The 26835-nt window shown below is 69.7% G+C and carries 21 protein-coding genes and 2 tRNA genes; 16 read left to right on the top strand and 7 right to left on the bottom strand.

The annotated features are described in order from the left end of the window. Positions 1 to 33: 33 nt before the first annotated feature. Together ACZ43N_RS32725 and ACZ43N_RS32720 are read left to right on the top strand one after the other, a co-directional pair. Entirely contained in the window at positions 34 to 462 is a 429-nt protein-coding gene (locus tag ACZ43N_RS32725) for a hypothetical protein (RefSeq protein ID WP_468102668.1), read from the top strand. Continuing rightward, the gene (locus tag ACZ43N_RS32720) at positions 459 to 2648 is read left to right on the top strand and encodes a tetratricopeptide repeat protein (RefSeq protein WP_468102667.1); all 2190 of its coding nucleotides are present in this window, start codon (positions 459 to 461) and stop codon (positions 2646 to 2648) included. The genes ACZ43N_RS32725 and ACZ43N_RS32720 overlap by 4 nt, the downstream gene beginning before the upstream one ends. Here the strand turns inward: ACZ43N_RS32720 and ACZ43N_RS32715 are convergent, their stop codons facing one another. Continuing rightward, entirely contained in the window at positions 2649 to 4034 is a 1386-nt protein-coding gene (locus ACZ43N_RS32715; RefSeq protein ID WP_468102666.1) for an amino acid permease, read from the bottom strand. Positions 4035 to 4779: 745 nt separating this feature from the next. Between ACZ43N_RS32715 and ACZ43N_RS32710 the strand changes: the two genes are divergently transcribed. Then, positions 4780 to 5358, top strand: coding sequence for a biotin transporter BioY (locus tag ACZ43N_RS32710; RefSeq protein ID WP_468102665.1), 579 nt, complete (start codon positions 4780 to 4782; stop codon positions 5356 to 5358). 204 nt (positions 5359 to 5562) lie between these two features. On the opposite strand, the gene ACZ43N_RS32705 is transcribed toward ACZ43N_RS32710, so the two are convergent. Further along, on the bottom strand, positions 5563 to 6318 hold the full coding sequence (locus ACZ43N_RS32705) for an LPXTG cell wall anchor domain-containing protein (protein WP_468102664.1): 756 nt from the start codon (positions 6316 to 6318) through the stop codon (positions 5563 to 5565). Positions 6319 to 6482: 164 nt separating this feature from the next. Between ACZ43N_RS32705 and ACZ43N_RS32700 the strand changes: the two genes are divergently transcribed. Continuing rightward, positions 6483 to 8492: a serine/threonine-protein kinase gene (locus tag ACZ43N_RS32700; protein ID WP_468102663.1), complete on the top strand. Its 2010-nt coding sequence runs from the start codon at positions 6483 to 6485 to the stop codon at positions 8490 to 8492. An 89-nt stretch (positions 8493 to 8581) separates the two neighbouring features. Here ACZ43N_RS32700 and ACZ43N_RS32695 read toward each other — a convergent pair whose 3' ends face one another. Continuing rightward, positions 8582 to 10042 carry an amino acid permease gene (locus ACZ43N_RS32695; RefSeq protein ID WP_468102662.1) on the bottom strand — a complete coding sequence of 487 codons (1461 nt, stop codon included), beginning with the start codon at positions 10040 to 10042 and terminating at the stop codon, positions 8582 to 8584. Between the two features lie 276 nt (positions 10043 to 10318). Here ACZ43N_RS32695 and ACZ43N_RS32690 point away from each other — a divergent pair, with 276 nt between their 5' ends. Both ACZ43N_RS32690 and ACZ43N_RS32685 read left to right on the top strand, forming a co-directional pair. After that, a complete protein-coding gene (locus ACZ43N_RS32690; protein ID WP_468102661.1) occupies positions 10319 to 10804 on the top strand; it encodes a ribose-5-phosphate isomerase in 486 nt (161 codons plus the stop codon). Positions 10805 to 11070: 266 nt separating this feature from the next. Beyond that, entirely contained in the window at positions 11071 to 11892 is an 822-nt protein-coding gene (locus ACZ43N_RS32685) for an Fpg/Nei family DNA glycosylase (protein ID WP_468102660.1), read from the top strand. A gap of 21 nt (positions 11893 to 11913) precedes the next feature. On the opposite strand, the gene ACZ43N_RS32680 is transcribed toward ACZ43N_RS32685, so the two are convergent. Further along, positions 11914 to 13155: a GNAT family N-acetyltransferase gene (locus ACZ43N_RS32680; protein ID WP_468102659.1), complete on the bottom strand. Its 1242-nt coding sequence runs from the start codon at positions 13153 to 13155 to the stop codon at positions 11914 to 11916. 214 nt (positions 13156 to 13369) lie between these two features. On the opposite strand from ACZ43N_RS32680, the gene ACZ43N_RS32675 reads away from it, so the two are divergent. Together ACZ43N_RS32675 and ACZ43N_RS32670 are read left to right on the top strand one after the other, a co-directional pair. Beyond that, the gene (locus ACZ43N_RS32675) at positions 13370 to 14542 is read left to right on the top strand and encodes a PP2C family protein-serine/threonine phosphatase (protein WP_468102658.1); all 1173 of its coding nucleotides are present in this window, start codon (positions 13370 to 13372) and stop codon (positions 14540 to 14542) included. 79 nt (positions 14543 to 14621) lie between these two features. Continuing rightward, positions 14622 to 15104, top strand: coding sequence for an HD domain-containing protein (locus tag ACZ43N_RS32670; protein WP_468102657.1), 483 nt, complete (start codon positions 14622 to 14624; stop codon positions 15102 to 15104). A 3-nt stretch (positions 15105 to 15107) separates the two neighbouring features. Here the strand turns inward: ACZ43N_RS32670 and ACZ43N_RS32665 are convergent, their stop codons facing one another. Continuing rightward, complete coding sequence (locus ACZ43N_RS32665) at positions 15108 to 16301, bottom strand: acyltransferase family protein (protein WP_468102656.1); 1194 nt, start codon at positions 16299 to 16301, stop codon at positions 15108 to 15110. Positions 16302 to 16880: 579 nt separating this feature from the next. On the opposite strand from ACZ43N_RS32665, the gene ACZ43N_RS32660 reads away from it, so the two are divergent. Next, entirely contained in the window at positions 16881 to 17075 is a 195-nt protein-coding gene (locus ACZ43N_RS32660) for a hypothetical protein (RefSeq protein ID WP_286256627.1), read from the top strand. A gap of 120 nt (positions 17076 to 17195) precedes the next feature. Here the strand turns inward: ACZ43N_RS32660 and ACZ43N_RS32655 are convergent. Next, positions 17196 to 17269, bottom strand: a tRNA-Gly gene (locus tag ACZ43N_RS32655). Between the two features lie 177 nt (positions 17270 to 17446). On the opposite strand from ACZ43N_RS32655, the gene ACZ43N_RS32650 reads away from it, so the two are divergent. The 6 genes from ACZ43N_RS32650 to ACZ43N_RS32625 all read left to right on the top strand — a co-directional run bounded on the left by ACZ43N_RS32650 (position 17447) and on the right by ACZ43N_RS32625 (position 23023). After that, a tRNA-Pro gene (locus tag ACZ43N_RS32650) sits at positions 17447 to 17523 on the top strand. A 236-nt stretch (positions 17524 to 17759) separates the two neighbouring features. Further along, positions 17760 to 19154, top strand: a complete 1395-nt coding sequence (gene tig / locus ACZ43N_RS32645; RefSeq protein WP_468102655.1) for a trigger factor — start codon at positions 17760 to 17762, stop codon at positions 19152 to 19154. Positions 19155 to 19560: 406 nt separating this feature from the next. Further along, positions 19561 to 20175: an ATP-dependent Clp protease proteolytic subunit gene (locus tag ACZ43N_RS32640; RefSeq protein ID WP_055519442.1), complete on the top strand. Its 615-nt coding sequence runs from the start codon at positions 19561 to 19563 to the stop codon at positions 20173 to 20175. A gap of 231 nt (positions 20176 to 20406) precedes the next feature. Continuing rightward, entirely contained in the window at positions 20407 to 21087 is a 681-nt protein-coding gene (locus tag ACZ43N_RS32635; RefSeq protein ID WP_468102654.1) for an ATP-dependent Clp protease proteolytic subunit, read from the top strand. Between the two features lie 203 nt (positions 21088 to 21290). Continuing rightward, on the top strand, positions 21291 to 22577 hold the full coding sequence (gene clpX, locus ACZ43N_RS32630; RefSeq protein ID WP_468102653.1) for an ATP-dependent Clp protease ATP-binding subunit ClpX: 1287 nt from the start codon (positions 21291 to 21293) through the stop codon (positions 22575 to 22577). A gap of 179 nt (positions 22578 to 22756) precedes the next feature. Continuing rightward, complete coding sequence (locus tag ACZ43N_RS32625; RefSeq protein ID WP_468102652.1) at positions 22757 to 23023, top strand: hypothetical protein; 267 nt, start codon at positions 22757 to 22759, stop codon at positions 23021 to 23023. Positions 23024 to 23082: 59 nt separating this feature from the next. Here ACZ43N_RS32625 and ACZ43N_RS32620 read toward each other — a convergent pair whose 3' ends face one another. Further along, positions 23083 to 24030 carry a hypothetical protein gene (locus ACZ43N_RS32620; RefSeq protein WP_468102651.1) on the bottom strand — a complete coding sequence of 316 codons (948 nt, stop codon included), beginning with the start codon at positions 24028 to 24030 and terminating at the stop codon, positions 23083 to 23085. A gap of 137 nt (positions 24031 to 24167) precedes the next feature. Between ACZ43N_RS32620 and ACZ43N_RS32615 the strand changes: the two genes are divergently transcribed. Beyond that, a complete protein-coding gene (locus ACZ43N_RS32615) occupies positions 24168 to 26819 on the top strand; it encodes a valine--tRNA ligase (RefSeq protein ID WP_468102650.1) in 2652 nt (883 codons plus the stop codon). Positions 26820 to 26835 lie beyond the last annotated feature (16 nt).

Raw genomic sequence — 26835 nt, 5'->3', positions numbered from 1 at the left:
ATCGGTCCTCGTAGACGGGGGATTGGGGGAGGCATGGGACCCGAGATCGCCGATCTGGCGCGGACGGCCGGTACGACGATGGTGGCGCTGATGGCCACCCAGACCTGGGAGTCGGCGCGGGAGGGCGTGGTCGCCCTGTGGCGGCGCTTCCAGCCCGAGCGCGCGGAGGCCGTCGGCGGCGAACTGGAGGCCACCCGCGAGGACCTCCTCCTCGCCCAGCGGGCCGGCGACACCGAGACCGAGGCCGAACTGACCGCCGAGTGGCAGGCACGGGTCCGCCGTCTGCTGGTCGCCCGCCCCGAGGTCGCGGACGAACTGCGCCGCATCCTCGCCGAGCTGAGCCCCGCCCTCCCCGAGGAGCGGCCCGCCGGCGACATCCGGCTTCGCGCGGAGGCCTCCGGCAACGGCCGGATCTACCAGGCGGGCCGCGACCAGCACATCACCGAACGCGCCGACCGGTGAGCGACCTCGGCGCCCGCGCGTCGGGACAGGGCCGTGTCTTCCAGACCAGCGGCGACCAGTACATCCAGGAGCACCACCACCACTACGACGCCGGAGCCGGCGGCCCCCTCTTCACCGGCGAGCCGCAGTCCGCCACCACGCTCCCGGCCGCCCCCGACTCCGTCCGCGTCCCCCTCGTCGGCCGGCCTCCCGGCATCCTGCGCGACCGGGAGGAACTGCGGCAGACCCTCACGGCGGCCGTCACCGGACCCGGCGGCGGGATCCACGTCGTGCACGGCATGGGCGGCTGCGGCAAGACCGCGCTGGCGCACTGGCTCTTCACCGAGGCCGTACGCGCCCACCACCGCGTCGGCTTCTGGGTCAACGCCTCCGAACGGATGTCCCTGCGCGCCGGGATGCTGGCCGTCGCCGGCGACCGGGGCGCCACCGCCGGCGAACTCGCCGCCGCGGCCGCGGGCCAGCGGGCCGCCGCCGACCTCGTCTGGCACCACCTCGACCACTCCGCCGACCCCTGGCTCCTCGTCCTCGACAACGCCGACGACCCCGCCGTCCTGGAGGACGGCGCCTGGCTGCGCGGCAGCGGGCGGGGCACGGTCCTGGTGACCACCCGCCACGCCACCGCCCCGTTGTGGCGCGGACCGGGGGTGACCCGGCACGCGCTGGGCGTCCTGCCGCTGGACGACGCGGCGCGGATCCTGTGCGACCTCGCGCCGGACGCGGGCGACCTGGCCTCGGCCCGCAGGGTCGCCGAGCGGCTGGGCCGCCTGCCGCTCGCCCTCACCCTCGCGGGTTCCCATCTGGCCCACCAACTGCTGGAGTCGTGGTCCATGGACGAGTACGACCGCAAGCTCGGCGAGGAGTCCACGGCGATCGTCGACCGGGGCGCCGCCGGCTACGGCACCGGCCGCTCCCGCCAACTGGTCGGCCGCACCTGGCAGTTGTCCCTGGACACCCTCGCCTCCCAAGGCCTGCCGGAGTCGACGACACTGCTACGGCTGCTGTCCTTCCTCGCGGCGGACCCGGTGCCGCTGACCGTGCTGCTGCCCGTGGCCCGGGGCGAGGTGCCCGTCGACGGCCTCGAACCCCCGCTCACCGCACACCGGTTGGAGCCGGCACTGCGGGGCCTGCTCGACCACTCCCTCGCCGAACTGGTCGAGACGGACGGGGTGCGGTGCGTCCAGGCGCACGGGGTGCTGCTGGACAGCGTGGCGGCGGGGGTGCCGGGGAGGCAGCGGCCGGTGCTGGCGGGGATCGCGGCCGACATTCTGGAGGTCGGCCTGCCGGAGCTGGGCGATGAGTCCCCCGAGGCCAGGGGACGACTGGCGTCGCTGGCACCGCACACCTCGGCGCTGCTGGCCGCCGCGCCGGACGAACGAACAGCGGCACTGGCCGTGCGCGTGGTCCGACAGGTCCACGAGGCCGGGGACTTCGCGGGTGCCCGGGATCTCGCGCCCGCTGTCGCCCGGAGAGTGGCGGACCGCCTGGGGGGTGAGCACCCCGTCACCCTGGACGCCCGGGAATGGGAAGCCAGGGCGCTCTTCCGGATGGGCCTCTACGAGGATTCCGTCGGGTTGCACCGGCAGGTGCTGGAGGCACGTGAACGTCTGCTCGGCGTCGACCACGTGGACACCCTGCGCAGCTGCGAAGGCCTGCTGGCGCCACTCCTCCTGCTCGACCGGCACTCGGAGGCCGTCGCTTACGGCCGGCGCGCCCTGGACGGATACCGCCGGGTGCGGGGCGAGGACTCGCTGGAAGCGCTGAACACATGGGCCGACCTGATCGAACTGCTGCCTCACACCGAAGAGGAGCGACAGTACGAGGAGGAGGGGCGCGCCCTCATCGCCTCCTGCGAACGCGCGCTGCCGCCGGCCCACCCCACGACTGTCCGGGCCCGGCAGAACTACGCATGGACCCTGTGCATGGTGGAGCGGTACGAGGAGGCATGGCGGCTCGCCCCCCAGGTGCTGGCCGACCGGATCCGCGCCCAGGGGAAGGACCACCCCTTCGCTCTGGCGGCCCTGTGCCTCAACGCTGTGGCCGCCCACGGTCTGGGCAGGACCGCCGAGGCCATCGGGATGCTGGAGGAGCTCATCGAACGCCGCGAAGGGGTGCTCGGCCCCGAGCACCCCTTCGTCGTGGAGAACCGCGAGTGGCTCACCCGGTGGCGGGCCGACGCGGCCACCTGATCAGCGCCTCTCCCGTGCCCGCTGCCACCCGTACCCCACGGCCGCCAGCACCGCCGTCATCCCGCCCGACCAGTACAGCTGCACCCGGGTATCCGGCTCCCGCGCCATGAGGACGAACACCGCCGCCATCCCGGCCAGCGCCACCCACGTCAGCCAGGGGAAGGCCCACATGCGTACGACGAGCCGCTCGGGGGCCTCGCGTTCGATGCGGCGGCGCAGCAGCAACTGCGAGACGGCGATGAGGATCCAGACGACCAGGATCACCGCGCCGATCATGTTCAGCAGCCAGGCGAAGACGTCGTCGGGCCGCCAGTAGCTGAGCACGACGCAGAGGAAACCGAAGACGCTGGAGGCCAGCACCGCCACCCTGGGGACACCGCCCGCGACCCGGCCGAGGAACCTCGGGCCCTGCCCGCGCTCCACGAGGGAGTACGCGATGCGCGAGGAGCCGTAGATGTTGGCGTTCATCGCGCTCAGCAGCGCCACGAACACCACCACGTTCATCAGCTGTCCGGCGCCGGGGATGCCGATGTGGTCGAGGGCGGCGACGTACGGGCCCTTCTCGACGACCGCCTTCGAGTCCCACGGGACCAGCGTCACGATGACGGCCATGGAGCCGATGTAGAAGACGGCGATGCGCCACATCGCCGTGCGGACGGCGGTCGCGACGCCCTTCACGGGGTTCTCCGATTCGGCCGCCGCGATCGTCACGGTCTCCAGACCGCCGTACGCGAAGATCGAGGCGAGCAGGCCGACGACGAGGCCGTCCGTGCCGTTGGGCAGCAGGCCGCCCTCGCCGGTGAGGTTGGCCAGGCCCGGCGTGTCGCTGCCGGGGAGGACCCCGGCGACGGCCAGGACGCCGAGCACCAGGAACAGGGTGATCGCGCCGACCTTCAGCGCGGCGAACCAGAATTCGAACTCGCCGAAGTTCTTCACGGCCGCCAGGTTGGTGCCGAGGAACACCAGCATGAACAGCGCGACCCACGCCCACTCGGGCGTCCCGGGCAGCCACCCGGTCACGATCTTCGCGGCGCCGATGCCCTCCAGGCCGACGGCGGTGCACAGCAGCACCCAGAACGACCAGCCGGCGGTGAAGCCGGCCCACGGGCCGACAGCGCGTTCGGCGTGTGCCGAGAAGGAACCCGACGAGGGATACGCGGCGGACATCTCGCCGAGCATCCGCATCACCAGCATCACGAGGAGCCCGGAGAGGGCGTACGCGAGGACGATCGACGGGCCGGCGGCGGCGATCCCCGCTCCGGAGCCGACGAAGAGTCCCGCGCCGATCACCCCGCCGAGGGCGATCATCGACAGATGGCGCTGTTTGAGGCCGTGAGAGAGGGAGGCGTCCTGCTCTTGTGGAGCCTTGACGGTGCTGCTGGGCATGGGCGCGGCTCGTCCAATGCGTGAGAGGGCAAAAACGTCCACAGTCTGGACAGACCTGTCGCGGACAGAAGGCGCCGTCCGCTATCCGGACGCGTCCGGTACGCAGGGTGTCCAGGCGGCTACGGAGACGGTCACCGGGGTGCAGTACGTCGCGTTCTCCTCGATCGAGTGGCTCTCCTTGCCGCGAGGGAGAAAAACGGGAGGGAACGGGAGGGAACTGGGGGGAGACGGGGAACGGAAGGGGAAAGAGTGGGTGCTGCCGCGGTACGGGGCGTCGCGATCATCCTCGGGTGCGGGTCCGACACCGCGCCGTTGTGAGGCAAGGCGCGCCGGAGCCGCCTCACCCGGGGCGGCGACAGGTGGCCGTGCCCGCACGTTCGCAGGACGACGCAGCGACGCGACGAGAAGTACCGGCCCGGGCAGCCATGTGCTCGGCCGGCACAGCGACCCACCGCTGCCCGGACGGCGACCGACGGGTGAGACAGTAGCTGTCCAGCCCCACAACCCGATTGGTGAAACCCTACAGATCCCTCCGACCAGGCCGGCGTGGCCAATGCCACTCCACCTCAGTGACCGGCGTCACGCCCTGCCCGGTGTAACCCAAGGTCATTGTGAAAAGCCCACCAAGCGGCCGTTCTCGCCTTTGTCGACGGCTGACGGTGTCCTGTTCATGACCGCTGGGATAGCGTCACCGTGTTCGATGCCACTTACACCCTTCCTCATCCTCTACCTTCGCGGAGTCCCCATGAGTACGGCCGTCGCCCCCGCCCGCACCGGTCAGGTCCTCGCCGACCTGCTCCCCGCCTCCCGTGTACGGGACATCGCGCTGGTGGCCGGCGGCGCCGCCCTCACCGGGCTCGCCGCGCAGATCGCCGTGCCCGTGCCGGGCTCGCCGGTCCCGGTGACCGGGCAGACCTTTGCCGCGCTGCTCGTGGGCACCGCGCTCGGCGCCGGCCGCGGTGTGGCGTCGCTCGCCCTGTACGCGCTCGCCGGGCTCCTCGGCGTCCCATGGTTCGCGAACGGCACCTCCGGCGTCGGTGTCTCCTTCGGCTACATCCTCGGCATGATCCTCGCCTCCGCCGCCGTGGGCGCCCTCGCCCGCCGGGGCGCCGACCGTTCCGTGCTGCGCATGGCCGGCACGATGCTCGTGGGCGAGGCCATCATCTACGCCGTCGGCGTCCCCTACCTCGCCGCCACCGCCGAGGACATCACCCTCGCCTCCGCCGTCGCGGTCGGCCTCACCCCCTTCCTGATCGGCGACGCGCTCAAGGCCGCGCTGGCGATGGGCGCGCTGCCCACCGCGTGGAAGCTGCTCGACAAGTGACGCCGTAGCCGAAAGCCGGTGACCTCCTCCTCGGACCCTGCGTTACGGGGCACCAGCAGGTCCGCCGCCTTCAGCTCCTTCCCTCGGCTCTTCTGCGTCCCCGTACGCAACACGGTGCCTCCGCGGCCGGACCGCGGAGGCACCGCCGTGCGTGGCGCCCACCCGGGGGCCGGGTGCGGCGCTCGGCCGGTGCTCACCGACGTGTCATGCCTCCCGCCGGCCGCGCCGGTGGCTCCACCACAGGCCCGCCGCGCCGGCCGAGATCAGTGCGGCGCCGACCATGCCGAACGGCAGGACCTGGTCGGCGGGACCGGTCTGCGGCAGCTCGGGCTTGTCGTCCTTGCCGCCCCCGGCCCCGCCGCCCGGCGTGACCGGGCTGTTGTCGGTGCCGAGGAGCAGCGGAGTGGCCGGCTCGTTGGGTGACAGGTTCGTCGTACCGAACGGCACCGGCCCCTGCTGCCAGAACGTCTTCGAGCCGTCGGCGTTCTGCACCGGCAGGCAGATGTCACCCTTCTTCTTCAGGTCGTAGGTGGCGTCGATCGCATAAGTCTTCGACTTTCCGGCCGCGAGATCGTCGATGGCGCAGGCGAAACCACTGTTTGCCCCGTCGGGCAGATCACCCTTCGTGATTTCCGTGCAGCCTGCGACATTCTTGACCGTCAGGCCGTCAAAACCGACCACGAGCAAGCGGATTTTCCCGCTCGCCTTGCTTCCCTCGTTCTTTACGACCCCGGTGATCTCCGTTTCCTGAGACGTGTTGTCGACTTTGATCTCCTTGGACAGCAGTGTCGACAGCCTCACGCCCGCCGGTGCCGCGTCCATGGCTTTTCCGCCGTGATCGCTCAATCCCCCCTCGTCATCAGCCGAGGCCGTGAAGCCGAGGACCATCACCGACGAGAACGCCGCGGTGAGCAGCGATCCCGCGATGGTCATCCTGGCCGTCCCACGCCGAGAACTCATGTTCCATCCCCCTTGCGTCCCCCTGGCCGTGCCTGAATTCACGGCCATTGAAGAGGTACCACAAGATTTCTCACCACTATGCTGGAGCGGCGAGAAGTGTGACCAATGCGCGACTTTTTGGTTCGGCTGTTGCGTTTGTGGGCACGTGTCGGTCGAAGGGGGGCATGGGGGTGCCGGGAATAACGAGGGGCGGCGTGCCGGGGCTTTTGGTGGCCGGCCGTTACACGCTGGTCGAAAGCATCGGCCAGGGCGGAATGGGGCGGGTGTGGCGGGCCGCCGACGAAATACTCGACCGGCAGGTCGCGGTCAAGGAAATGCGTATCGACGGCCTCGATCCGGAGGACACCCGCACCCGGCGCGAGCGAACCCTGCGGGAAGCCAGGGCCACGGCCCGCATCGACCACCCCCATGTCGTCCGTATCTACGACGTCGTCGACGAGGGAGAGCGGCTCTGGATCGTCATGGAACTGGTCGACGGCCGCTCCCTGGAACGTCTCGTGACCGAGGACGGCCCCCTCGACGTACCCGAGACGGCCCGCATCGGTCTCGAACTCGTCGACGCTCTGGGCCAGGTGCACGCCCAGGGCGTACTGCACCGCGACATCAAACCGGCCAACGTCCTCGTCCGGCGCACCGGCGGCCGCCGCGTCGTCCTCACCGACTTCGGTATCGCCGCCATCCAGGACGCGGAAGCCCTGACCATGGCCGGCATGCTCGTCGGCTCCCCCGACTACATGGCCCCCGAGCGGGTCTCCGGCCGCCCCCAGGGCCCGCCCTCCGACCTCTGGTCCCTGGGCGCCACCCTCTGCGCCGCCCTCGGCGGCCGCTCCCCCTTCTCCCGCAGCACCACCCTCGCCACTCTGCACGCCGTCCTCTACGAGGAGCCGGAACTCCCGGCGACCGCGGGCGACTTGCGCGAGGTCCTGGCCGCCCTCCTGGAGAAGGAACCGGACGTACGCCCCGGCCTGCCCGAACTGACGGTGGCTCTCCGCACCCTCGCGACACCCCCGCCCGCCCCGGCCGAGGGAACGGTCGACCTGGATCCGCCGGCCGAGCGGAGGGCTGCCCCGCAGCCCCGGGCCGTCGCACCGCACGGCGCTGATCCGAGAGCTGTCGCACCGCACGGGGCCGATGCCCGGGTCGCCGGGACACATGGCGCCGATCCCCGGGTGGTTGCACCGGACGCCGCCGATCCCCGGGTCGCCGGGAGGGCCGGTCCACAGCCGCCGGTCGTGGGGACGGTCGTCCCGGAACCTCCGGGAAGTACAGAGGAGGCCGCCCATGCCACGGGGCCGGGCTCCGACGGCCGGGAGGCGGTGGCGGGGGCCGTGGTGGGGGCCCCGGCGGCCCCCTCGGAGCCCCCGCGCGAACCCACACTCGTCGTGCCGCCGGCCTCCGAGCAGCCGACGCCGACGTTGCGGAACGCCCTCAAGACCCCGCCGGAGGCGGATCCCGGACGCGAAGCCTCATCCGACCCACCGCCCCCGGCAACTCCCGAACTCCCCACCCGGCCTCGGCCCGCACCCGCGGCCGACCTGCTCGGCCCGCCGACGCCCACCAGGCCTGCCGAACCCCGGCGGAGCAGGCGCCGTACGGTGCTGATCGCTGCGGCCGGGGTGGCCGTGGCCGGAATCCTCGCGGCCGTGCTCGTGCCGACGCTCGACGCGTCGTCCGACGACAAGAAGAAGGCGTCCCCCTCGACATCGTCGAGTCCGTCCCCCACCGTCGCCGGCACGTCACGTCCGCCGACCCTCCCGCCGGGAGCCCGAACCGAGGCCGGGGTCTTCGCCTGGGTCCCGCCCGACGGCTTCTCCCGCGAGGTGCACGCCGGTGCCGAGGTCCACTACACCTCGCCGGACGCCCGGCAGGAGATCGTCGGCAAGGCCTCCCTCGCTCGCGGCGACCTGCTGGACCAGTGGGAGAAGAAGGAGAAGAGCACCAGCAGGGGCCCCGGCTACCAGCGGATCCGCCTGGAGGAGACCGAGTTCCGCGGCAGGCCTGCCGTCATCTGGGAATACACCGTCACCGCCCAGGAACTCCCCTGGCACGTCCGCTCCCTGGGCTTCAACATCGGCGGCAAGTCCTACCAGCTCACCACCTGGTACCACCCGGACATCGAGGACCGGGCCCTGCCTGTGTACAAAAAAGTCGAGAAGAGCTTCACACCGCTGTGAAGCCCTTCTCGACCCACTACCACCTGCCAAGTAGGCACTGCCCGACTGCCCGACTGCCCGACTGCCCGACTGCCTACGGACCAGGCTCCTCAGCCCACCTTGTCGGTGATCTCGGCAGGGGCGGCCGCCTTCGGCCCGCTGATCTTCTCCTTGATCAGGGAGATACCGACGACGGCGGCCGCGACCAGCAGCGAGAGCAGCAGGATCTCCCGGTTGCCGTGCTCCGTGTCGGTGAGCATATAGGCGAGGACGAAGAGGATCAGCCCGATGGTGGCCCACGTCAGATACGGGTACAGCCACATCTTCACGACGAGCTTCTCCGGGGTCTCGCGCTCGATGATCCTGCGCATCCGGAGCTGGGAGAAGCAGATCACCAGCCACACGAACAGCGCGACCGCGCCGGAGGAGTTCACGAGGAACAGGAAGACGCCCTCGGGGAAGAAGTAGTTGAAGATCACCGCGACGAAGCCGAAGACCACCGACGCCAGGATCGCCGTCATCGGCACACCGCGCGACGTGGTCCGCCCGAACGACCGCGGCGCATCCCCGCGCTCACCCAGGGAGAACGCCATACGGGAGGCCGTGTAGAGGCCCGAGTTGAGGCAGGAGAGCACCGACGTCAACACGATGAAGTTCATGATCTGCCCCGCGTGGGCGATCCCGAGCGAGTCCAGCGCGGCGACGTAGGAACCCTTCTCCTTGATCGAGGGGTCGTTCCACGGCAGCAGGGCGACCACGACGAAGATCGACCCCAGGTAGAACACACCGATACGCCAGATGATGCTGTTCGTGGACTTCGTGACGGCCTTCTGCGGGTCCTCCGTCTCCCCGGCCGCGAGCGTGGCGATCTCACTGCCCATGAACGAGAAGACCACCAGCAGGACGCCGATGAGGATGGCGCCCGGACCGTTGGGCAGGAACCCGCCGTGGTCGGTCAGGTTCGCCAGCCCTGCCTTCTCGGCCTCCACACCCGGCAGTACGCCGAACACGGCCAGCCCGCCCACCACGATGAACGCGGCGATCGCGACGACCTTGATGCCGGCGAACCAGAACTCGAACTCGCCGTAGGAGCCCACCGAGACCAGATTGGTGGCGGTCAGCACCACCATCACGATCAGGGCCCAGCCCCACTGCGGTATCGCCGGGATCCAGCCCTCCAGGATCACCGCGCCGGCGGTCGCCTCCACCGCCAGGACGACGACCCAGAAGAACCAGTACAGCCAGCCGATCGAGAACCCGGCCCAGCGCCCCAGTGCGCGGTCGGCGTGCGCGGAGAACGACCCGGAGGTGGGGTTCGCCGCGGACATCTCACCGAGCATCCGCATGACCAGCACGACCATCGTGCCGACCAGGGCGTAGGACAGCAGGATGCCGGGACCGGCGGTCGCGATACCGGAGCTCGACCCGACGAAGAGTCCCGCCCCGATCACACCTCCGATCGCGATCATCGACAGGTGGCGGTTCTTGAGGCCGGCGTGCAGGCCGGGGGAGGGGGAAGAGGAGGAGCCTGATGTGCCGGTGTCGCCCGGCAGAGTCGGCTGGGAGGTCATGGGGGGAGTTTCCTTTGCGCCGTTGTGGGGACTTCCGTGCGTCTGCCCACGCATTCCCCCCGTGACTCTCGTCAGAGCGGGACACGAGAGGCGGCAGGGGGCGCCGCGTGAGCCTCCGTAAAGATCGGTCCAGTGAATCGGAGGTGAAAGAGATCCTGCACCTTTGAATCCAGATCGTTACTTGAGGTTTACTTGAGGTTCCGTGGTGCGGCTCAGGGTTCTCGAGGTCCCGCCCCCCGTCGCGCCCCGACGAAACCGGCGTGTCACACTCGGACCATGCGCGTCTACCTCGGCTCCGATCACGCCGGATACGAACTCAAGAACCACCTCGTCGAGTGGCTGAAGGCCGCCGGTCACGAGGCCGTCGACTGCGGTCCCCACATCTACGACGCCCAGGACGACTACCCGCCGTTCTGCCTCCGCGCGGCGGAGCGCACGGCCACCGACCCCGACTCCCTGGGCATCGTCATCGGCGGCTCCGGCAACGGGGAGCAGATCGCCGCGAACAAGGTGGCCGGGGTGCGGGCCGCGCTCGCGTGGAGCGTCGAGACCGCCGCGCTGGGACGCGAGCACAACAACGCGAACGTGGTGGCCGTAGGGGCGCGTATGCACTCCCAGGAGGACGCCACCAAGTTCGTGGAGACGTTCCTCAACACGCCGTTCTCCGGTGACGAGCGGCACATCCGCCGCATCGACATGCTGGCGGCGTACGAGACCACCGGCGACCTCCCGCCGATTCCCGCGCACCACCCCCAGGCGTAGCCAGGCTCCAGGACGCCTGACAACTCGGGGCCGTGCCTCTCGCCGGCGGCTGCGGGCGGGTCGTGGTCGCTCGCGCAGTTCCCCGCGCCCTGAAAAGCGGCCGGGGCTGCGCCCCGCGCTTCTCAGCTGAAGGGCGGGCCGCAGCAGGCCCGTTCCTCTCAGGGACGCGGGGAACCGCGCGAGCAAACCCCCACCCACCCGCACCCGCGCACGCACGTCACCCACCCCCCCACATGCAGCGCCCCGCCCAGCCCCCGGAGGGCCCCGTGCCGGAAGGCCACACGATTCATCGCCTGGCCGAGGACTACCTCACCCACTTCGGCAACGGCACGAACACCCACGTCACCAGCCCCCAGGGAAAGTTCGCCGACGCCGCCGCCCTCCTCACCGGCACCCCCCTCACCGCTGCCGAGGCGCACGGCAAGCACCTCTTCCTCCACTTCGGCGCCCCCGACGCGGAGGACTGGGTCCACATCCACCTCGGCCTCTTCGGGAAGGTCGACTTCGGCCCCGCCCCCGCACCCCCGCCCACCGACACCGTCCGCCTCCGCCTGCGCAACGACACGTCGTACGTGGATCTCCGCGGCCCCACCACCTGCGCCCTGATCACGGACGCCGAGAAGCAGGCCGTCCACGCCCGCCTCGGTCCGGACCCCCTCCGCCCTGACGCCGACCCGGCCCGCGCCTACACCCGTGTCTCCCGCAGCCGTACGACGATCGCCGCGCTCCTCATGGACCAGAAGATCATCGCGGGCGTCGGCAACGTCTACCGCGCGGAGGTCCTGTTCCGGCACGCCATCGACCCGTACCGCGCCGGGAAGGACATCACCCCGGCGGAATGGGACGCGATCTGGGCCGACCTGGCCGCCCTCATGCGCGAGGGCGTCCGCAACAACCGCATCGACACCGTCCGCCCGGAACACACCCCGGAAGCAATGGGCCGCCCGCCCCGCGTCGACGACCACGGCGGCGAGGTGTACGTGTACCGCAGGGCCCATCTGCCCTGCCACATCTGTGGCGGCGAGATCCGCACCGCCGGTCTCGCCGCCCGCAACCTCTTCTGGTGCCCGACCTGCCAGCACCGCTGACCGGCCCGCAGGCACCCGGCGTCAGAACGAGTGCGGCAACCAGGGCGCCACGGTCGACGAGAGGAAGCCCATCGACGCCTCCTTGAGCGCCCCCTCCCGCAGCTCCCGCACCCTCCCGGCAGCCCCCAGCGACGCGAGGCTCACCCCGCCCAGGTAGGCCGACGCCAACTCCCGTACCGACAGAGCGAGATCGGCGGCCTCCTCGGTCCGCTCGCAGCTCGCCCCCTCCGCGTCGCCCACAAGCCGCCAACGCCCCTCGTTCCAGGGGCAGAAAGCGTCCTCGACCTCCAACACCAGGTCGACCGGGGCCTGATAGGTCCGCGCCCGCAGCGCCGCGCCGACGTCCACGAGCCGTACGTGCAGATCGTCCTGCACCCGCAGCCCGCACCGCCGTACGTCCGACACCATGTGCAGCCACGGCTCGTCCACGGGCCGCCGGTGCGCGACGACCGACGACGTGAGGTCGATGTCGAAGAGAAACCGCCACAACGCGGCGTGCGCGGCGGGATCCACCGCCTCCAGCGCGCTCAGCTGGACGACCCCCGCGGGCCCCTTGGGCTCCCAGCCCGGTTTGATCCGGAACCGCGCGTACCCGACGAGCCCCTCGCCCCCGTCACCCCGCTCGGCCACCACGCACTGCAACGGCGAACTCCCCGCCCGGCGCTGGTCCGTGTCCAGCACCTCCACCTGTTCCCAGCCCGGCCGCCGCACCAGCATGCCCGGCCGCTCCGGCACCCGGCGCGCGTACACCGCCTCACAGGCGTCGAGGACTTCGGCCGGGTCGGCGTACCGCAGCCGTACGTCATCGGTGCCGGGCGGCACGGCCAGCCGTACCCGGGTGGTGTCGATGTCGACGCCGAGCCGGTGCGTGGCGACGCCGTACCCGAACCGGCCGTAGATCGCCGGCTCCGACGCGACCAGCACGGCCAGCGGCTCGCCCCAGGAGCGGACGTCCGCCAACTGCCGCCGCATCATGGACGTCAGGACGCCGCGCCGCCGGTGCGTGGCGGCGACCCCCACCATCGTGACGCCCGCGGCCGGGAGAACCACGCCGCCGGGAACCGTGATCCGGAAGTCGAACGCCGCGGCCGTACCCACGCATTGGTCGCCGTCCCAGGCGCCGAGCGCACGGTCGTGGTCGATCAGCGACTCGTCGAGGTCGCGCTCCTCGGCCGGGACCGGCATCCCCCCGAAAGCGCGGAGAAGGTTCGCGTACCAGACATTCCAGTCGTCCTTGCGTAACGCCCGCAGCTCAGTCGTCATGTGCCATGCGTAGCAGTGCGATTCGTTACGAGCGAGTGAATTTCCCCGTGCGGCGCCGGGACGCCGTGGGATCCTTCACAGGTGCCGCGCGAGGGCCGCAGGACGGGCTCTCGTGTGAGATCTGTGTGAGATTCGTCGTGAACCGGCCCTCGGAAGGGGGACAAGTAGGACCTCCTGTGCACAGGGGCTGGTCCGATGGATAAGGTCCCGAACAATGGCAGCAGGACGAGAGCGGCGCGCGGCAGCCGATACGTTCACGGCCCGGATGAAGAAGCTGGCTCACCGGGTCCGTACCGGCGTGCGCAAATCCGCCGTCGACTACTTCCGGGGCGACGGCTCCGACTGGGTCGCCCTGGCGGGTCTGCTGCTGATGATCCCGCTCATCGCGATGCTCACGATGATCGACCCGGTGTGGTTCTCGCCCGCCGCGCTGGTCCTGCCCATCGTCGCGGGCGGTCTTCTGCTGCGTCCCGCCAGCCTGCTCGGCCTGTACGCGGCCGCCGCGACCGCGCTCATCATCGAGTCCGTGAATCTCGGCCCCTACACCGAGGGGCCGGCCCGAGTGACGCCCGGCATCGTGCTCGTGGTCGCCGCCTGCGGTTTCTTCGGCCTGCTCATCGCCCAGTTCCGCAGCCGCGTCGGCGTCCCCTGGCGCCGCGGCGGCACCATGCTCTTCGACCTCCGCGAACGCATCCGGGTGCAGAGCAAGCTGCCGCAGCTGCCCGCCGGTTGGCATCGCGAGATGGCGCTGCGCCCCGCGGGCGGCCAGTCGTTCTCCGGTGACTTCGTCGTCGCGGCGCGTACGAACGGCGGCCGCACCCTCGAAGTCGTCCTCACCGACGTCTCCGGCAAGGGCATGGACGCCGGCTCCCGAGCGCTCCTTCTCTCCGGCGCCTTCGGCGGGCTGCTGGGATCGCTCCCACCACACGCGTTCCTCCCCGCGGCGAACGGCTACCTCCTCCGCCAGGACTGGGACGAGGGCTTCGCGACCTCCATCCATCTCGTCCTCGACCTCGACTCCGGCGACTACGAACTCTTCTCCGCGGGCCACCCGCCCGGCCTCCAGCTCAGCGCCGGCACCGGCCGCTGGGAGGAGAAGGCCGCCGAGGGTCCGCTCCTCGGCGTCTACGACGGCGCCCAGTTCGACCCCGTGAAGGGCTCGCTGCGCCCGGGCGACGTCCTCATGCTGTTCACCGACGGCCTCGTCGAGACCTCCGACCGCGACATAGTCGAGGGCATCGACCGCCTCACCGGCGAGGCCGACCGCTACGTCCCCGGCGGCTTCCACGGCGCCGCCTGGCATCTCATCGAGGCGGTGGCCAAGGACGTGAACGACGACCGGGCCCTGCTCCTCATCTGCCGAGAGGGCCCCACGGCCCCGAAGTGACAGGGGTGACCCCAGGGGTGCGGGGACCGAGCGACCGACCACAGCAAGCCAGCCCGCTCGACACCACAGGAGCCCACCCATGCCCCTCTCCCTCCCGGACATCGAAGCCCTCGCCCGCAGCGCGCACGCCGCCCAGACCGACAAAGCGGGCCGCCCCTACGCCGAGCACCTCCAGGCGGTGGCCCACGGCGTGGCCGCCCGCGGTGGCGACGAGGACCAGATCGCCGCGGCCTGGCTGCACGACGCCATCGAGGACGAGGCACTCACCGAGGACTGGCTCTCCGAGGCCCCCCTCACCGCCCGTACGAAGAACATCGTGCTGGCCCTCACCAAGCGCCCCGGAGAGGCCCCGGAGGCGTACGCCGCGCGCATCCTGGCCACCCCTGGCGCCCTCCTCGTCAAACAGTCCGACCTCGCCCACAACGCGAACCCGGCCCGCCTGGCCGTCCTGGACGAGTTCACCCGCGCCCGGCTGACGCACAAGTACGCCCACATGCGAAACCTCCTCGGCCTGCCGGACGAACCGGCGACCGAGGAGGTCACGGACGAAGGAGACGAGTGAGGACTAGGTCCTGGCGCCGGCCTTCCCGCGCTCCCGAGCCAGCTCGGTCGCGTCCCGCTTGAAGGCCCACTCCATCTTCGGCTCCATCGCGAACCGGAACATCCGCTGCACCGGCGGCGTGCACAGCACGGTGATGACGGCGGCCGCGAAGAAGGTGACGAAGAGCTCGCCGAGCGGCTGGTAGATCCACGCGTTCAGGTCGTACCAGTCCCAGAAGCGCGAACCCTTCGCGAGGAACCCGTGCAGCAGGTAGCCGTACAGGGTGCCCGCGCCCAGCACGGTGAACCACATCTTCCGCCGGGGCACCCAGGCGAAGAAGCACGTGGTCAGCACCATGGAGCAGCCGAACAGCGCGAAGGTCATCACGACACCGGCCCACCACGGCGCACCCAGCTCCTGGGCGCTGTCCCGGTGGTAGAACCAGGCCGAGTTCATGTCCGGGCCCAGCCAGTACGCCATCGCCAGCGCGCTCGCCATCACCGGCACGGACAGGATCCGCACCTCACGGCGGCGCATGAACTGGAAGTGCGCCGGCTTCATGAACAGACCCACCACGAAGAACGGCAGGAACTGCAGGACGCGCTGGAGATCCAGGTCGTCACCGATGTCCGGCGACACGGAGGCGAGCGCCGCGATGGCGAGTGCGAGCGGCACCGGCCACCGCACCACCTTCCACAGCGGCGTCGTCAGCCGCCAGACGAACAGCGCGATCAGGAACCAGGTGAGGTACCAGGGGTCGAGCAGGCTGATCGGGTGCGACGGGTCGTCGTCGGCGTACCACTTGAAGACCGAGTACGCGACCTCGAACAGCACGTACGGCACGGCGATGCCGGTGACCAGCCGCCGCAACCGGTCCGGGCGCATGTCGAAACTGCGCGAGAAATAGCCGGAGATGATGATGAACGCCGGCATGTGAAAGGTGTAGACGACCATGTACAGCGCCTCGGCGGCGCGACTGTGGTCGGTCAGCGGCTCCCAGGCGTGGCCCATCGCGACGAGCACGATGGCCAGGTACTTGGCGTTGTCGAAGAACGCGTCGCGTTGTCTGGCCGGTCTGGTGTCCGGGGTGGCGCCGCTCGGGGCCGGGTGGGGGGACGAGGACTTCAGCGAGCGCGGACTCGGCACTCCGTCCGCCGGCGCCTGGGCCGGGGGGAGCGGCGCGCTGGTGTGGCCATGCGGTCGCAGCGAGTTCGTCACAGACCCTCCCGCCGGGAACGGCGCGGGCTGGTCCGAGCACTCGCTGCGCAAGAGGGGGACGAGGCAGCGGTGAACATCTGAGGCACCCTAGCGTTGTCTGTGCGATTCAGTAAAACCATCGACGTTAATCCCGTATTGAGGACCGTGTGTCCTCTCCGGGTACCCGGCATTCGGTGAAGTGAGCATCAGTCAGAGCGTCACTGTCTGTGCACCGAGGAGCATGACGTAGGCACCTTCTGTCCGCATTCATCCGGACTAAACGGTGCATAACATGCTCGGGCGACTCCGGCGGAATGTCCGGTTAATTCCCGTTCTCCGCATGGCCCTTGATGTGTCTGTGGCAACAATTCGAATTACCTGCGAACGGGATGTGTGTGCACGGAAATGATCACCTGGAATTCCCTCCCCGTGCCCTCTCGTCGCTCGCAGACCGGGGCTGCGGTTCCGCGTCACAGTGGCCGACGTTGCCTCACCTGCCGCATAGGACGGCCTGGTTGGTGGCACGATGGTTCTGGCGGGGTGCGCGTGGGGTCGGCGCCCCGGGCCGGGAGTGCGGACCGACCGAGGGTGTGATCTGTTGTGGCCATTTCGCTGTCAGTGGTTCTGTTGCTGGGGATCATCCTCGTCGTCCTGATGCGAGGCGGGACGATCAAGGCCGGCCCGGCCGTCGTCGCCATCCTCTTCGGCTTCTTCCTCGCCTCCACCGGCATGGCCGACGACATCCAACGCTTCCTGAACTCGATAGCGGAAACGATCAACTCGATCCAGTTCTAGCGACGCGACGTGATGCGACGCGCGGCGCCGCCCCGGCTGCGCCCCCGACGGCGCTCCGGCCGTGACAAAAACCTCCGGCCCGGATCCGAGGAAGTCCCTCGAAGCCGGGCCGGAGGCCGTTGGAGCGGGCGACGGGAATCGAACCCGCGTAGCTAGTTTGGAAGACTAGGGCTCTACCATTGAGCTACGCCCGCACAGGTCGCGCCGCAGGTCGGGAGACCGCGGCACTGAAGGCATCGTAGCGGGTCGGGCGCCCTCGTCGCACACCCCTTCCGAGTCGCCCCCGGTGTCCGCCCGCGCGCACGCCCGCGCACTCGGCAAATGCGGCGGTCCGGCTGTCCTGGGGCATGTACCCTACGTGTCGCACCAGACGGGGTGTGGCGCAGCTTGGTAGCGCGTCCGCTTTGGGAGCGGAAGGCCGTGGGTTCAAATCCCGCCACCCCGACCACCAGCCGGGACCCGATGGGCCGACCAGCCGGGACCCGCCGGGGCACGACCCGCGGGGCACCCGGTGTCTCAAGATCACCTTTTGGGGCGTGTACCGCCTGCGGTTACTATGCAAGCTGCGCGCCCGTGTGTCTGCACTCTCACGTCTCTCAAGGGCCGCTAATCCGCTGAGGCTCTGCCGGATCCGGCAGGGGGCCCAGCAGAACCCCAAGAAGTCAGCCACAAGGAGACCGAACCGTGAAGAGCGCCGTGGAGACCCTGAACCCGACCCGGGTTCGGCTCACTGTCGAGGTGCCCTTCGAGGAGCTCAAGGACAGCCTCGACGCGGCGTACAAGAAGATCAACCAGCAGGTCACGGTGAAGGGCTTCCGCAAGGGCAAGATCCCGGCCCGGGTCATCGACCAGCGGTTCGGTCGCGGCGCCGTGCTGGAGGAGGCTGTCAACGACGCACTTCCGAAGCTCTACACCGAGGCGGTCAACGAGGCCGAGCTCAACGTCCTCGGCCAGCCCGAGGTCGACATCACGGAGCTGAAGGACGGCGAGACGCTGAACTTCACCGCCGAGGTCGACGTCCGCCCGACCATCGAGATCCCGGACTTCTCCGGCATCGAGGTCGAGGTCGACGCCGTCGAGGTCACCGACGAGGACATCGACAAGGCGGTCGAGCAGCTCCGCGAGCGCTTCGCCTCCACCTCCCCGGTCGAGCGTGCCGCCGAGGACGGCGATGTCGTCACGATCGACCTGCAGGCCAAGGTCGACGGCGAGGTCCTGGAGGACGGCGTCGCCGAGGGCGTCTCCTACACCATCGGCTCGGGCGAGCTGCTCGACGGCATCGACGACGCCGTGAAGGGCCTGGAGGCCGGGGCCGAGGCCACCTTCACCTCCGAGCTCAAGGGCGGTTCGGCGGCCGGCAAGGAGGCCGAGGTCACCGTCAAGGTCACCCAGGTCGCCGCCCGTGAGCTGCCGGAGCTGGACGACGAGTTCGCCCAGCTCGCCTCCGAGTTCGACACCCTCGAGGAGCTGCGCGCGGACAGCCGCAAGCGCCTGGAGAACATGAAGCAGTACGACCAGGCCACGCAGGCCCAGGAGCGCGTCCTGGAGAAGCTGCTCGAGCTGGTCGAGGTGCCCGTCCCCGAGAAGCTGCTCGAGGACGAGATCAACACCCGCAAGCACAACCTGGAGCACCACCAGCTCGGCCAGATGGGCCTCGACCTCGCGAAGTACCTGGAGATCCAGGGCAAGACCGAGGAGGAGTTCGAGACCGAGACGCGCGAGGCCGCGATCAAGGGCATCAAGACCCAGTTCGTCCTCGACGAGCTGGTCTCCAAGGAGAAGCTGAACGTCAACCAGGAGGAGCTCACCGAGCACCTCATGCGGCGTGCGGCCTCCTCCGGCATGTCCCCCGACCAGTTCGCCCAGGCCGTCGTCCAGAACAACCAGGTCCAGCTCCTGGTCGGCGAGGTCGCCCGCGGCAAGGCCCTGGCCCTGGTCGTCGAGGCCTCCACGGTGAAGGACACCAACGGCGAGCTCGTCGACCTCGACGACGAGGACGAGGACGAGACCACGGAGGGCTCCGCCGAGGCCGCCGAGGAGACCCCGGCCGCCGCCGAGGAGAAGGCCCCCGAGGCCTGATCGCTCCGTTCACAGCGCCATGACGGGCCCCCGGATCACTTGTGACCCGGGGGCCCGTCTGCCTACCCGGGGGCGCGGGGAACTGCGCGACCAGCCCCGTACGAGCCGCACTCGCGTCTGCCACGCCAGGCGGATCGGCGGGTGCGGCTTTGTTGTGGGCCGGTCGCGCAGTTCCCCGCGCCCCCGGGTGGGGCCGGGGGTGACACGGTGCCCTGTTCCCCCAGCGGAGCGCATGCGCTGACAGCGAACAGTTCCCTTTGCGGGATTCCCCGGCGGAGCCTCCGCGTTAGGGTCCATGAATACGGGGCCGGAGCACTCGGCGAAACCGCCGCCAGGCCCCCCGCAGGGAAACGTGAGACGGCCCGGCGCCGTCGTAAGACGAGCAGGTGGATACGTGACGAATCTGATGCCCTCCGCCGCCGGCGAACCTTCCATCGGCGGTGGCCTCGGCGACCATGTCTACAACCGGCTGCTCAACGAGCGGATCATCTTCCTCGGCCAGCCGGTCGACGACGACATCGCGAACAAGATCACCGCACAGCTGCTGCTCCTTGCCGCCGACCCGGACAAGGACATTTACCTGTACATCAACAGCCCGGGCGGTTCGATCACGGCCGGTATGGCGATCTACGACACCATGCAGTACATCAAGAACGACGTGGTAACCATCGCCATGGGCCTCGCGGCCTCGATGGGCCAGTTCCTGCTCAGCGCGGGCACGCCCGGCAAGCGCTTCGCGCTCCCGAACGCGGAGATCCTGATCCACCAGCCCTCCGCCGGCCTCGCCGGCTCGGCCTCGGACATCAAGATCCACGCCGAGCGGCTGCTGCACACCAAGAAGCGCATGGCCGAGCTCACGTCGCAGCACACCGGCCAGTCGGTCGAGCAGATCACCCGCGACTCGGACCGCGACCGTTGGTTCGACGCCTTCGAGGCCAAGGAGTACGGCCTCATCGACGACGTCATCGCCACGGCCGCCGGCATGCCGGGCGGCGGCGGCACCGGGGCCGGGCAGGCGTAACGGCACCCGCCGTGCCGCGCGTCGCCGTGTGCGAGCCCGGTCGCGTCCTACCGCCGTAGGAGCCCCCAGGAGGGCCTACGGCGGAGGGATCGGCTCCGGGCCCCGTACGGGGCGTACGACGGCCGTCACGGACGTACGACGGCGCGCAGCCCGGCGCGGCAGCCGACCCCGCACCCCCGAAAGCCCCCAGCCGACCGCCTCAGCCCCTCTCAGGCTCCCAGGAGACCCACAGTGAACGACTTCCCCGGCCACGGCCTCTACGACCGTGCGAGCTCCCAGTACACCGGCCCCACGGCCGAGTCCCGCTATGTGATCCCGCGCTTCGTCGAGCGCACCTCGCAGGGCATCCGCGAGTACGACCCGTACGCGAAGCTCTTCGAGGAGCGGGTGATCTTCCTCGGCGTCCAGATCGACGACGCCTCCGCCAACGACGTCATGGCACAGCTGCTGTGCCTGGAGTCGATGGACCCCGACCGTGACATCTCGGTCTACATCAACAGCCCTGGCGGCTCGTTCACGGCGCTCACCGCGATCTACGACACGATGCAGTTCGTGAAGCCGGACATCCAGACGGTCTGCATGGGCCAGGCGGCCTCCGCCGCCGCGATCCTGCTGGCCGCCGGCACGCCCGGCAAGCGCATGGCGCTGCCGAACGCGCGCGTGCTGATCCACCAGCCGTACAGCGAGACGGGCCGCGGCCAGGTCTCCGACCTGGAGATCGCCGCCAACGAAATCCTCCGGATGCGTTCGCAGCTGGAGGAGATGCTGGCCAAGCACTCCACCACGCCGATCGAGAAGATCCGCGAGGACATCGAGCGCGACAAGATCCTCACGGCCGAGGACGCGCTGTCGTACGGCCTGATCGACCAGATCATCTCCACGCGGAAGATGAACAACAGCAGCGTCCGCTGACGGCGGAAAGGCTGTATTGTTCGCCGCCCCTTGGCATGGTTGGCACCGTTTGACCCAGTGCACGACAAGGTGCACGTCAAAGCGAACCGTGCCAAGGGGGGCCCGAACGGGGGGCCCGGCAAGGTACCGTCGACATAAGGCAGCACCAGGAGCCGCTGGATTCCAATCGTCCAGGCGTCTCCCAGGCGAAGGGGAAGCACACCGTGGCACGCATCGGTGACGGCGGCGATCTGCTCAAGTGCTCGTTCTGCGGCAAGAGCCAGAAGCAGGTCAAGAAGCTCATCGCAGGGCCCGGTGTGTACATCTGCGACGAGTGCATCGACCTCTGCAACGAGATCATCGAGGAAGAGCTCGCGGAGACCAGTGAGGTCCGCTGGGAGGAGCTTCCGAAGCCCCGCGAGATCTACGAGTTCCTCGAGGGGTACGTGGTAGGCCAGGAGGCCGCCAAGAAGGCCCTGTCGGTCGCGGTGTACAACCACTACAAGCGCGTCCAGGCCGGGGAGAACGGCGGCGGCCAAGGCCGTGACGACGCGATCGAGTTGGCCAAGTCCAACATCCTCCTGCTCGGCCCCACCGGCTCCGGCAAGACCCTGCTCGCCCAGACGCTGGCCCGCATGCTGAACGTCCCGTTCGCCATCGCGGACGCGACGGCGCTGACGGAGGCCGGCTATGTGGGCGAGGACGTCGAGAACATCCTCCTGAAGCTCATCCAGGCGGCCGACTACGACGTCAAGAAGGCCGAGACCGGGATCATCTACATCGATGAGATCGACAAGGTCGCGCGGAAGAGTGAAAACCCGTCGATCACGCGGGACGTGAGCGGCGAGGGCGTGCAGCAGGCCCTCCTCAAGATCCTCGAGGGCACGACGGCCTCCGTGCCGCCGCAGGGCGGCCGCAAGCACCCGCACCAGGAGTTCATCCAGATCGACACGACGAACGTCCTGTTCATCGTGGGCGGTGCCTTCGCCGGCCTGGAGAAGATCATCGAGTCGCGGGCGGGCGCCAAGGGCATCGGCTTCGGCGCGACGATCCGCTCGAAGCGGGAGTTGGAGTCCAAGGACCAGTTCGAGGACGTCATGCCCGAGGACCTGGTCAAGTTCGGCATGATCCCCGAGTTCATCGGCCGCCTTCCGGTCATCACCTCGGTCCACAACCTGGACCGGGAAGCCCTCCTCCAGATCCTGGTGGAGCCCCGCAACGCCCTGGTGAAGCAGTACCAGCGCCTCTTCGAACTCGACGGTGTCGAGCTGGACTTCGAGCGCGAGGCCCTGGAGGCCATCGCCGACCAGGCCATCCTCCGCCAGACCGGCGCGCGCGGCCTGCGCGCCATCATGGAGGAGGTCCTGATGTCGGTGATGTACGAGGTCCCGTCCCGCAAGGACGTGGCCCGTGTCGTCATCACCGCCGACGTGGTCCACTCCAACGTGAACCCGACGCTCATCCCGAGGGACGCGCGGGGGCGGGGGCCGGGGGAGCAGAAGACGGCGTAACCGCCGGACACGTGCACCAAGAGGGCACCCGAGGCATCGCCTTGGGTGCCCTTTTGCGTTGACCGCCGGCGGGATCCAGCCAGGCACGGCAAACGCGCTGGCGTCATGCGCACTTCAAGTGATCTTCTGTGTGTCTCGGGTCCGACCACCCCGAGCCCGTGAACGGAAGGAATGTGACGATGAGGGCAAGGCGCTTTCTGGCAGTGCTGAGTGTGGTGGCGGCAGCGGGGGTCATGCCCGTGGTCACGGCCGGCCCCGCGCAGGCCGACCCGTTCGACTGCGTGGAGTACCTCAAGGACCAGGGCTACCGTGTGGGTCCCAGGGTGACGCAGGCATGCGGCTACAACCGGGTCTCCAACAACTGGAAGTGCGTGGGTCAGCTCTCCCTGCTGATAACCAACACACGTCACATCTCCGCCGCGTGCAACAAGGCGTTGGGTGACTGACGGCGCCACGACAAAGGGGCACCCGCGCCGGATTGGCCGGGTGCCCCTTCGCGTAGGGGTCAGATCTTGACGCGAACTTCCTTGCGGAGCTTCGCCGCGATGTCGGCCGCCGTGTTCGGGTCCGTCGACTTGCCCGCCGCGAGGTCCGCGTACTCCATGGGCATCACGAAGCCGAGGGTGCTGTAGTCGCCCCAGACGCAGTAGACCAGGTTCATCTCGCTCGGCCCGCCGTTGCCGGTGGCACTCTCGTCCAACTCCCCCTTCGCCTTCTGGCACTTCATGATGGCGCCGTCCAGCGAGTCGGGCGTGTACTCCTCGGGCTCACCGACGAAGGTGACGTCGTTCTTCTCGGCCTCCTCCTTCTGGAGGGCGAGGAACCCGTCGACGGCCTTCCCCGGGTCCTCGATCTCGCCGTAGACGCCGCCGTACGTGATCGCCTTCCCGGACAGGGGGTTGTTCTTGTCACCGGCCTGGTAGCTGGCGCTGACGTCCTTGGGGTTCTTGATACCGAAGCTCTCGGCCTTCTTCAGCTCCTCGGCGGTCATCCCGTCGCCGGAGTCGTTGCCCTTCTTGTACTCACTGAGCACCGTCTCGGGCGCAGTCAGCTTGTGCGGGCCGTCGTCCGCGATGTCTGCGCTGCCGCTTGCGCCGAAGACGAAGTACGCGCCGACCGCGACCGCCGCGACCACGGCGACCGCGCCCAGGATGATGCCGATCTTCTTGCCGGCACCGCCGGGGGCCACCGGGGGCTGGGGCACCGTCGGGTAGCCCGGCTGCTGGCCGTACGGGGCCTGGGGCTGGCCGTAGGGCGGGGTCTGGGGCGGGACACCCTGAGGGGTCTGCTGCGGGTACCCGTAGCCCGGCTGCTGCGGGGGCGCCTGCTGCGGGTAGCCGTAGCCGGGCTGGGGGGCGGCCTGCGGCTGCTGCTGGCCGTAGGGGCCCGGCTGACCGTACGGCCCGGGCTGCTGGGGCTGCCCGCCGTACGGGCCCGGCTGGTTGTGACTCATGTTCTGGGTTCCCCTCCAGATGCTTATGTGTTCCTGACATCCTGGCGCAAAGTCGATGGGTCCCACGCACCGGGGGGCACACCGTTACCGAAGAATCGAGTTTCGGGACCACCCCGTGACACCCCTAAACTGAGCGCGTGACCGAGAACGCTCAGCAGCAGCCTCCAGCGCCCGCCACCGATCTGCCGACCCAGTACACGCCGGCCGATGTAGAGGGGACGCTGTACGAGCGCTGGGTAGAGAAGGGTTACTTCGCGGCCGACGCCAAGAGCGACAAGCCCGCGTACACCATCGTCATCCCGCCGCCGAACGTCACCGGCAGCCTGCACCTCGGGCACGCCTTCCAGCACACCCTCATGGACGCCCTGACCCGGCGCAAGCGCATGCAGGGGTACGAGTCGCTGTGGCTCCCCGGTATGGACCACGCCGGTATCGCCACACAGAACAAGGTCGAGCAGCAGCTCGCCGAAGAGGGCAAGTCCCGCCACGACCTGGGCCGCGAGGAGTTCGTCGAGCGCGTCTGGCAGTGGAAGGAGGAGTACGGCGGCAAGATCCTCGGCCAGATGCGTCGGCTGGGCGACGGAGTCGACTGGGACCGTGAGCGGTTCACCATGGACGAAGGGCTGTCCAAGGCCGTCCAGACCATCTTCAAGCGGCTCTACGACGACGAGCTGATCTACCGCGCCGAGCGCATCATCAACTGGTGCCCCCGGTGTCTGACGGCCATCTCCGACATCGAGGTCGAGCACCAGGAGGACGCCGGCGAGCTGGTCTCCATCCGGTACGGCGAGGGGGAGGACAGCCTCGTCGTCGCCACCACGCGTGCGGAGACGATGCTCGGTGACACCGCCGTCGCCGTCCACCCGGACGACGAGCGCTACCAGCACCTCATCGGCAAGCTGATCAAGCTGCCGCTCACCGACCGCAGCATCCCGGTCGTCGCCGACACCCACGTCGACCCGGAGTTCGGCACCGGCGCCGTCAAGGTCACCCCCGCCCACGACCCGAACGACTTCGCGATCGGCCAGCGCCACGGCCTGCCCTCCATGACGATCATGGACGAGCACGGCATCATCACGGTCCACGGCCCGTTCCTCGGCCAGGACCGCTTCGAGGCCCGTGACGCCGTCGTCGGCGCGCTGCGCTCGCAGGGCCGGATCGTCGCCGAGAAGCGCCCCTACATCCACTCCGTCGGCCACTGCTCCCGCTGCAAGACGACCGTCGAGCCGCGGCTGTCGATGCAGTGGTGGGTCAGGGTCGCGCCCCTGGCCAAGGCCGCCGGTGACGCGGTCCGCGACGGCCGGGTCAAGATCCACCCCGAGGACATGTCGAAGCGCTACTTCGACTGGGTGGACAACATGTTCGACTGGTGCATCTCCCGCCAGCTCTGGTGGGGCCACCGCATCCCGGTCTGGTACGGCCCGGACGGCGAGACGGTCTGCGTCGGTCCCGACGAGGAGCCGCCCACCGGCGAGGGCTGGACCCAGGACACCGACGTCCTCGACACCTGGTTCTCCTCCGGCCTGTGGCCGTTCTCCACGCTCGGCTGGCCCGAACAGACCGAGGACCTGCGGAAGTTCTACTCCACCGACGTCCTGCTCACCGGCCACGACATCATCTTCTTCTGGGTCGCCCGGATGATGATGTTCGGCCTCTACGCGATGGACGGCGAGGTCCCCTTCAAGACCATCGCGCTGACCGGCCTGGTCCGCGACGAGCGCGGCAAGAAGATGTCGAAGTCCTTCGGTAACGTCGTCGACCCGCTCGACTGGATGGACAAGTACGGCTCCGACGCGCTCCGCTTCACCCTCGCGCGCGGCGCCAACCCGGGCACCGACGTCCCGATCGGCGAGGACTGGGTCCAGGCCTCCCGCAACTTCGCCAACAAGATCTGGAACGCCACGCGCTTCGCGCTGATGAACGGCGCCACGGTCGAGGGCCCGCTGCCGGACGCGTCGAAGCTCTCGGCGACCGACCGCTGGATCCTCGCCCGCCTCGACGAGACGATCGAGCAGGTCGACGCGTACTACGAGGACTTCCAGTTCGCCAAGCTCAGCGAGGCGCTCTATCACTTCGCGTGGGACGAGGTCTTCGACTGGTACGTGGAGCTGTCCAAGACCACGTTCCAGGCGGGCGGCGAGCCGGCCGAGGTCAGCAAGCGGGTCCTGGGTGAGGTCCTCGACGTCACCCTGAAGCTGCTGCACCCGATCGTCCCGTTCGTCACGGACACCCTGTGGACGACGCTGACCGGCGGCGAGTCCCTCGTCATCGCCGACTGGCCGAAGGCCGTGTCCGTTCCGGGTGCCGAGGCGCCGGGCGGCTTCCGCGACGACGCCGCCGAGCGGGAGATCGAGCTGGTCCAGCAGGTCGTCACCGAGGTCCGCCGCTTCCGCGCCGACCAGGGCCTCCAGCCCGGCCAGCGCGTCCCGGCCCGTCTCACCCTCGACGGCACGGCGCTCGCCCCGCACGAGGCGGCCATCCGCCAGTTGCTCCGTCTCCAGCCCGAGGGCGAGGGCTTCTCGGCGACCGCGACCCTGCCGGTGGCCGGGGCCGAGGTCGCGCTGGACCTCTCCGGTGTGATCGATGTCGCCGCCGAGCGCAAGCGGCTCGCGAAGGACCTCGCCGCCGCCGAGAAGGAGAAGGCCCAGGCCACGGCCAAGCTGGGCAACGAGGCGTTCCTCGCGAAGGCCCCGGACCAGGTGGTCGAGAAGATCCGTGGCCGCCTTGCCAAGGCGGACGAGGACATCGCCCGCATCGCCGCCCAGCTGGAGCGGTTGCCGAAGGCGTAGCCGTCCTAAGGGCTGT

It is taken from the genome of Streptomyces sp. NPDC030814, from assembly GCF_055572155.1.
Note: the sequence above shows the minus strand (reverse complement) of the source record. Positions and strands in the feature narration are given on the sequence as shown.

Excerpts from the sequence above, each read along its gene's own strand:
- ACZ43N_RS32725 (WP_468102668.1), top strand. The coding sequence starts at position 34 with ATGGGACCCGAGATCGCCGATCTGGCGCGGACGGCCGGTACGACGATG.
- ACZ43N_RS32715 (WP_468102666.1), bottom strand. The coding sequence starts at position 4,034 with ATGCCCAGCAGCACCGTCAAGGCTCCACAAGAGCAGGACGCCTCCCTC.
- ACZ43N_RS32710 (WP_468102665.1), top strand. The coding sequence starts at position 4,780 with ATGAGTACGGCCGTCGCCCCCGCCCGCACCGGTCAGGTCCTCGCCGAC.
- ACZ43N_RS32705 (WP_468102664.1), bottom strand. The coding sequence starts at position 6,318 with ATGAGTTCTCGGCGTGGGACGGCCAGGATGACCATCGCGGGATCGCTG.
- ACZ43N_RS32700 (WP_468102663.1), top strand. The coding sequence starts at position 6,483 with ATGGGGGTGCCGGGAATAACGAGGGGCGGCGTGCCGGGGCTTTTGGTG.
- ACZ43N_RS32695 (WP_468102662.1), bottom strand. The coding sequence starts at position 10,042 with ATGACCTCCCAGCCGACTCTGCCGGGCGACACCGGCACATCAGGCTCC.
- ACZ43N_RS32690 (WP_468102661.1), top strand. The coding sequence starts at position 10,319 with ATGCGCGTCTACCTCGGCTCCGATCACGCCGGATACGAACTCAAGAAC.
- ACZ43N_RS32680 (WP_468102659.1), bottom strand. The coding sequence starts at position 13,155 with ATGACGACTGAGCTGCGGGCGTTACGCAAGGACGACTGGAATGTCTGG.
- ACZ43N_RS32675 (WP_468102658.1), top strand. The coding sequence starts at position 13,370 with ATGGCAGCAGGACGAGAGCGGCGCGCGGCAGCCGATACGTTCACGGCC.
- ACZ43N_RS32670 (WP_468102657.1), top strand. The coding sequence starts at position 14,622 with ATGCCCCTCTCCCTCCCGGACATCGAAGCCCTCGCCCGCAGCGCGCAC.
- ACZ43N_RS32640 (WP_055519442.1), top strand. The coding sequence starts at position 19,561 with ATGCCCTCCGCCGCCGGCGAACCTTCCATCGGCGGTGGCCTCGGCGAC.
- ACZ43N_RS32625 (WP_468102652.1), top strand. The coding sequence starts at position 22,757 with ATGAGGGCAAGGCGCTTTCTGGCAGTGCTGAGTGTGGTGGCGGCAGCG.
- ACZ43N_RS32620 (WP_468102651.1), bottom strand. The coding sequence starts at position 24,030 with ATGAGTCACAACCAGCCGGGCCCGTACGGCGGGCAGCCCCAGCAGCCC.